The following is a 6,617-nucleotide window of genomic DNA, read 5'->3' as shown; positions in this document are numbered from 1 at the left end:
GTTCGCTTTTCAGCGACCTAATCTAGCCTCTGACTCGTTTCGTTTCTTTCGAAGCGTTCCCGTGTCAGCGAGGGGGCATTATAGAGATCGGCATTACATTGGCAAGCTCTTTTCCTGTTTTTTTTCGACTTTTTATCCGTTCGAGCAAAAAGCATTCAGGTAAGGCAATTTGTGGCAGTTATTTACTCAAATTTTTAACTGAATCGACAAAAAGAGACACCTTTTCCCAGTTAGTGTACTCCACTTCTTTTGTCGTATCCGTTTCCCCACCAGTCATCGACATAATAAAACGAATCATTACTCTGTCGAACCAACGATATCGTGGGTAATACAGCGCACCAGCAAAAACACCGATTAATTGCGGCTGCCAAGGGGATTTTATAAGAAACTTTCTTATATACGCGCTGCCTTCGGGCGTATCTTTACCTTCCGCCTCTTTTCTTGCCGTTAAGTTCACACAGAAGAACGCGGCATTTGCTTTGTTCAATTGCTCTAAGTGCTTTTCAATAAACCGATACAGTTTCTTATTAAAATGACCGTATCGAATTGACGCACCGATGATGACCTTATCGTAGTCAGACAAATCCAACGCATCGATTGAGTGCACATCTTTTGTTTCACACTCCACACTTCCAAGCTTCTCTTCTATATAGTGCAGGATTTTAATGGTTTGCCCTTCCCGGCTGGAGTGAAGCAAAAGTACTTTTTCCATCGAGCTTCCTTAATAAGTGAAATTAGCTGCGCCAGAATGTCGGGGTCAGCAGAATAAGCAGTGTGAATATTTCTAAACGACCAAAAAGCATCGATACCACCAGCACCCATTTAGCGGTATCGTTAATATCACCAAAATGCGAGGCGACATCACCAAGACCAGGGCCTAAGTTATTGAGCGTAGCCGCTACGGCAGAAAACGCACTTAATTCATCCATCCCGGTCGCAATCAATGCCAACATGCAAACCACAAAAACCAAAGCGTAAGCTGAGAAGAACCCCCATACCGCGTCTACTACTCGCTGGGACAAAGCCGTGCCTCCGACTTTGATGGTGTATACGGCTCTTGGATGAACCAAGCGTTTTAGCTCACGCGCCCCTTGCAACGTCAGCAACAAAATGCGGATGACTTTCATGCCCCCCCCTGTTGAACCTGCACACCCCCCAATGAAAGAAGAGAAAAGCAACAATACAGGTAAGAATAGAGGCCACTCAGAAAAGCCCGTTGTTGTAAAACCGGCGGTGGTCGAGATAGACACCGTTTGAAAGAGGGCTTGATCAAAAGCATCAAACACTGAGGTGTAGGTGTTGTGTTTAAGCAATAGCAAAAAGCAGATCAAGAATAAGATGCCTTGGATAAAGAAGAAGGCTCGGAACTCCGGATCTTTCCAATAATATTTAGGGTGAACCCCCCCAGAGGCAAAAGCCGCAAAATGCAGTGAATAATTGCATGCTGAAATAAGAAGGAACACCACCGTTATCATATTAATGGTAGAACTATTAAAGTACCCCATACTGGCATCGTGGGTAGAAAACCCACCAATGGCGATGGTCGAAAAACTGTGACTGATGGCATCGAACGCACTCATTCCCGCTAACCAAAAAGCACTCGCACAAGCAATGGTTAAGCTGAGGTAGATGTACCAAAGCGCTTTAGCGGTTTCGGCGATACGCGGTGTCATCTTACTGTCTTTTACTGGGCCGGGGATTTCCGCTCGGTACAACTGCATTCCCCCGATACCTAAAACCGGAAGAATGGCCACCGCCAATACAATGATCCCCATCCCACCAAACCATTGCAGAAGTTGTCGATAGAAAAGTATCGCCTTGGGTAAGTCATCCAGCCCGACGATGACGGTTGCACCGGTGGTGGTGAGCGCCGAGAAGGACTCAAAAAACGCGTCGGTGACCGAGATGTCTGGGGTATCAGAGATTAAGAAAGGAAGTGCCCCCGCACTGCCGATTACGGTCCAAAAAAGAACCACAATCAAAAATCCATCTCGAGCTTTCAATTCATGCCGATGATGGCGGTTAGGAAACCAAAAAAAGCCGCCAGCGCTCAGCAGAACGAAAAATGTTGTCACAAATGGCACACCAGCACCATCTCGGTAGATCAGTGCGACAAAAGCGGGTGCCAACATAGACACGCTAAACAGAGCGAGTAATAAACCGACGATGCGGATAATTGAACGAAATTGCATGCTTGCTTCAGAAGCGTCGCTTCTTAATATTCCTAGTTTCTATTTTAATGGCGTGACCGTAACTTTAGCGCCACTCTTATTTATGATTGTCTGGGTAAACCCTGCCACTTGGCTTACTTCTATTTCTAGAGTCACTTCAATGAATTCACCATAATCAGCATCAAGCTGATGAGCTTGGTATGTTTCCATTAAAGATTGAGCAATAGGCATAAACGAATAGTCTAACCTTAGCTTAAGCTTTGTGGTTATTTTTTTCTCTATTGTTTGAAGCAGCTTAAGTGCTTGCTGTACACCACCGCCATACGCTTTTACTAACCCCCCAGTTCCCAGTTTAATTCCACCTGAATATCGGGTGACCACCGCACTGATCTCACCCACTCCTGACCCAGAAAGCTGAGCCAGTATTGGTTTGCCTGCGGTGCCTGATGGTTCACCGTCATCGCTGAATCCGTAAAGAAGGGAGTCTTCGGGTCTCCCCGCAACAAAGCCCCAACAGTGATGCCGTGCAGATGCGTGTTTAACTTTTACCGACTCAATAAACGCTTTCGCTGACGCAATCGACGGAGTATGCGCCAACTGAGTAATAAAAAGACTCTTTTTGATCTCTTCTTCGAAGATGGCGGGCTCTGCTGGAATGAAAAATGGAAGTAAATTCATAGCACATAGGTCTGTTTTACGAAGAGATGAAGTGTATCACGCCTTTCTGCCCATCGCGTACTGAACAGGATCTACCCAATAAAAATCAAACACGCGTTTGAAAATGTATTGAAATTAACCACAACTCAGCGCACACTTACAAAGTCGAACAATATGACAACATAACTATAACATTCACTCTCTCAAGCAATCTCGGATTGCATATCGCGGAGTTAGACATGATTTACCAATCAAATACTCTACAAGTAAAGGAAATAAAAAACGGCATTGCAGAGCTTAGCTTTTGCTCTCCAGGCTCAGTGAATAAGCTCGACCTTGCCACCTTAGAATCGCTCGATCAGGCGCTGGATGCACTTATAGATCATTCAGGCTTGAGAGGGCTGATTCTCACCTCGGATAAAGACACCTTTATCGTAGGTGCCGATATCACCGAATTCCTCGGTTTGTTTGCAAAACCTGAAGATGAACTGGATCAATGGGTTCAGTTTGCCAACAACATCTTCTGCAAATTGGAAGATTTGCCCGTCCCCACACTCTCTGCCATGACGGGACACGCCTTAGGTGGCGGTTGTGAGTGTGTACTCGCTACTGACTTTCGTATAGGAGATGCAAGCACCAGCATCGGATTACCTGAAACCAAATTGGGTATCATGCCGGGATTTGGCGGGTGCGTTCGTTTGCCACGCGTGATAGGTGCAGACAGTGCCATGGAAATCATCACACAAGGAAAGGCCTGCCGAGCAGATGAAGCGTTAAAAGTCGGGCTGCTGGATGCGATTGTGGATACCGACAGTCTTCGCCAATCGGCAATTCAGACAATTGAGCAAGCTGCTGACGGTTTGATCGAATGGAAGGCGCGTCGAGCACAGAAAACCTCTGCCCTTACGTTGAGCAAAACAGAAGCCATGATGAGTTTTACCATGGCAAAAGGCTTGGTCGCCCAAAAAGCAGGGCCGCATTATCCCGCTCCAATGGCCGCAGTAACAGCCATTGAAGAAGCCGCTCACCGTGCTCGTAATGACGCATTGGACGTAGAGCGTAAGTATTTTGTTAAATTGGCAAAATCTGAAGAAGCCAAATCCTTGGTGGGTCTGTTCTTAAACGACCAATACATCAAAGGATTGGCGAAGAAATCCGCGAAGTCCGCCTCGAAAGACACCGCACGTGCCGCCGTGCTTGGTGCGGGCATCATGGGTGGGGGCATTGCTTATCAATCCGCACTCAAGGGCGTCCCAGTCATGATGAAAGACATTGCGCAACCATCATTAGATTTGGGCATGACGGAAGCATCCAAACTGTTGAATAAGCGCTTAGCTCGTGGTCGTCTTGATGGCTTCCAAATGGCAGGGATCCTTGCTTCAATCACCCCGAGCTTGCACTACGCCGGGATTGAACATTCCGATGTGATTGTCGAGGCCGTTGTAGAGAATCCCAAAATTAAAGCCGCCGTACTGAGTGAGGTTGAAGCGCACGTTGAAGAAGATACGATTATTACGTCCAACACTTCGACCATTCCAATTAATTTATTAGCAAAGTCACTCAAACGTCCAGAAAACTTCTGTGGCATGCACTTCTTCAATCCCGTTCATCGTATGCCATTGGTCGAAATCATCCGGGGTGAACACACATCAGAAGAAACCATCAACCGCGTTGTGGCATACGCAGCAAAAATGGGCAAATCCCCCATCGTTGTGAACGACTGCCCAGGGTTCTTTGTGAATCGCGTTTTATTCCCGTATTTCGGTGGCTTTAGCAAATTACTGCGCGATGGCGCAGACTTCACCGAAGTCGACAAAATCATGGAACGTAAGTTTGGTTGGCCGATGGGGCCGGCCTACCTTCTTGATGTGGTCGGTATCGATACCGCTCATCACGCACAAGCTTTTATGGCACAAGGCTTCCCAGAACGTATGGGGAAAGATGGCAAAGACGTCATTGATGCGTTGTTTGAATCGGATCGCTACGGTCAGAAAAACGGCAGCGGGTTCTACCAATACAGCGTAGACAAAAAAGGCAAGCCGAAGAAAACCTTCAGCGACGACATCCTTTCTGTGATTGCGCCTGTCTGCACAAAACAGCAGACGTTTGACGAACAAACCATTATTCAACGCATGATGATTCCGATGATCAACGAAGTCGTCTTGTGCTTGGAAGAAGGCATTATCGCCTCTCCTCAAGAAGCCGACATGGCCTTGGTGTACGGATTGGGGTTCCCTCCTTTCCGAGGTGGCGTCTTCCGCTATCTGGACAGCATCGGCATTGCTGAATTTGTTGCGATGACGAAGCAATACGTCGATCTCGGTGCCATGTATCAGCCACCAAAAATATTGGTTGAAATGGCAGAAAAAGGCGACACTTTTTACGGCGCTCAACAAGCAAGCACGTTATCACCCTCTTTGGAAAAGGACTCTTAAAATGAACAATGTAGTGATCGTTGATTGCCTACGAACCCCAATGGGGCGCTCCAAAGGCGGGGCATTTCGTAACGTAAGAGCAGAAGATCTCTCCGCACATTTGATGAAAGGGATTTTGGCACGTAACCCACAGGTTAACCCGTCCGAAATCGAAGACATTTACTGGGGCTGTGTGCAACAAACTCTAGAACAGGGTTTCAATATCGCAAGAAATGCGGCTTTGCTGGCGGGATTGCCGATTGAAGTAGGTGCTGTTACCGTCAACCGGTTGTGTGGATCTTCCATGCAAGCGCTTCATGATGCCGCTCGTGCCATCATGGTGGGCGATGCTGATATCTGTCTCATCGGTGGTGTTGAACACATGGGGCATGTCCCAATGACGCACGGCGTTGACTTCCACCCGGGTTTATCCAAGAACGTAGCCAAAGCCGCGGGAATGATGGGGTTGACGGCGGAAATGCTGGGTAAACTCCATGGCATCAGCCGTAAACAGCAAGACGAATTTGCAGCACGCTCTCATGCTCGTGCTTACGCAGCCTCTCAAGAAGGCAGATTTAAGAATGAAATTTTACCCACCGAAGGGCACGCGCCAGATGGCTCGCTGATCACCTTGGATTATGATGAAGTGATCCGCCCAGAAACCACGGTAGAAGGCTTATCTCAACTTCGACCTGTATTCGATCCTGTCAACGGAACGGTAACAGCGGGAACGTCATCAGCTCTTTCAGACGGCGCATCAGCCATGCTGATCATGAGTGAAGACAAAGCCAAAGCACTGGGGCTAAACATCCGTGCTCGTGTGCGTTCTATGGCCGTGGCGGGCTGCGATCCCTCCATCATGGGGTACGGTCCTGTACCCGCAACCCAAAAAGCCCTTAAGCGTGCTGGTCTATCTATCGAAGACATGGACGTGATTGAGTTGAATGAAGCATTTGCTGCACAATCTCTACCCTGTGCGAAAGACCTCGGTTTATTGGATGTGGTCGATGAGAAAGTCAATCTGAACGGCGGCGCTATCGCACTGGGTCACCCCTTAGGTTGCTCAGGAGCAAGGATTTCCACCACGCTTATTAATTTAATGGAGGCGAAAGAAGCCAAGTACGGTTTAGCAACCATGTGTATCGGTCTCGGACAAGGTATCGCAACCGTGTTTGAACGGGTAGACAATTAAGTCCCCCTCCTACATACAATAGAAAAGGCCAAATTTCTGGTCTTTTCTTATTTTACAAACAATTAACTGGTTCAAAAATAAATCAGAGACACCTCACGTATTCACTACTCTTGTTAATATGCATCTAGTTTATATTTCATCCAAACATTAGTATGGATTGGGGTGCATATGGCTATACAAATT

At 47.2% G+C, this 6,617-nt stretch carries 5 protein-coding genes; 2 read left to right on the top strand and 3 right to left on the bottom strand.

The genetic code is table 11. The features are described 5' to 3' along the window. Positions 1–178: 178 nt before the first annotated feature. The 3 genes from hemG to HC752_RS20075 are packed head-to-tail and all read right to left on the bottom strand — an operon-like array spanning position 179 to position 2,849. The gene (hemG, locus tag HC752_RS20085) at positions 179–712 is read right to left on the bottom strand and encodes a menaquinone-dependent protoporphyrinogen IX dehydrogenase (protein WP_190336983.1); all 534 of its coding nucleotides are present in this window, start codon (positions 710–712) and stop codon (positions 179–181) included. A gap of 22 nt (positions 713–734) precedes the next feature. Then, positions 735–2,192 carry a TrkH family potassium uptake protein gene (locus tag HC752_RS20080; protein ID WP_190336982.1) on the bottom strand — a complete coding sequence of 486 codons (1,458 nt, stop codon included), beginning with the start codon at positions 2,190–2,192 and terminating at the stop codon, positions 735–737. 39 nt (positions 2,193–2,231) lie between these two features. Beyond that, positions 2,232–2,849 carry a YigZ family protein gene (locus tag HC752_RS20075; protein ID WP_190336981.1) on the bottom strand — a complete coding sequence of 206 codons (618 nt, stop codon included), beginning with the start codon at positions 2,847–2,849 and terminating at the stop codon, positions 2,232–2,234. A 218-nt stretch (positions 2,850–3,067) separates the two neighbouring features. Here HC752_RS20075 and fadB point away from each other — a divergent pair, with 218 nt between their 5' ends. Next, positions 3,068–5,263: a fatty acid oxidation complex subunit alpha FadB gene (gene fadB / locus HC752_RS20070; RefSeq protein WP_190336980.1), complete on the top strand. Its 2,196-nt coding sequence runs from the start codon at positions 3,068–3,070 to the stop codon at positions 5,261–5,263. 1 nt (position 5,264) lies between these two features. Beyond that, complete coding sequence (gene fadA, locus HC752_RS20065; RefSeq protein ID WP_190336979.1) at positions 5,265–6,434, top strand: acetyl-CoA C-acyltransferase FadA; 1,170 nt, start codon at positions 5,265–5,267, stop codon at positions 6,432–6,434. The last annotated feature ends 183 nt before the right edge of the window (positions 6,435–6,617 follow it).

The organism is Vibrio sp. S9_S30 (assembly GCF_014694455.1).
Lineage (GTDB): Bacteria > Pseudomonadota > Gammaproteobacteria > Enterobacterales > Vibrionaceae > Vibrio.
Note: the sequence above shows the minus strand (reverse complement) of the source record. Positions and strands in the feature narration are given on the sequence as shown.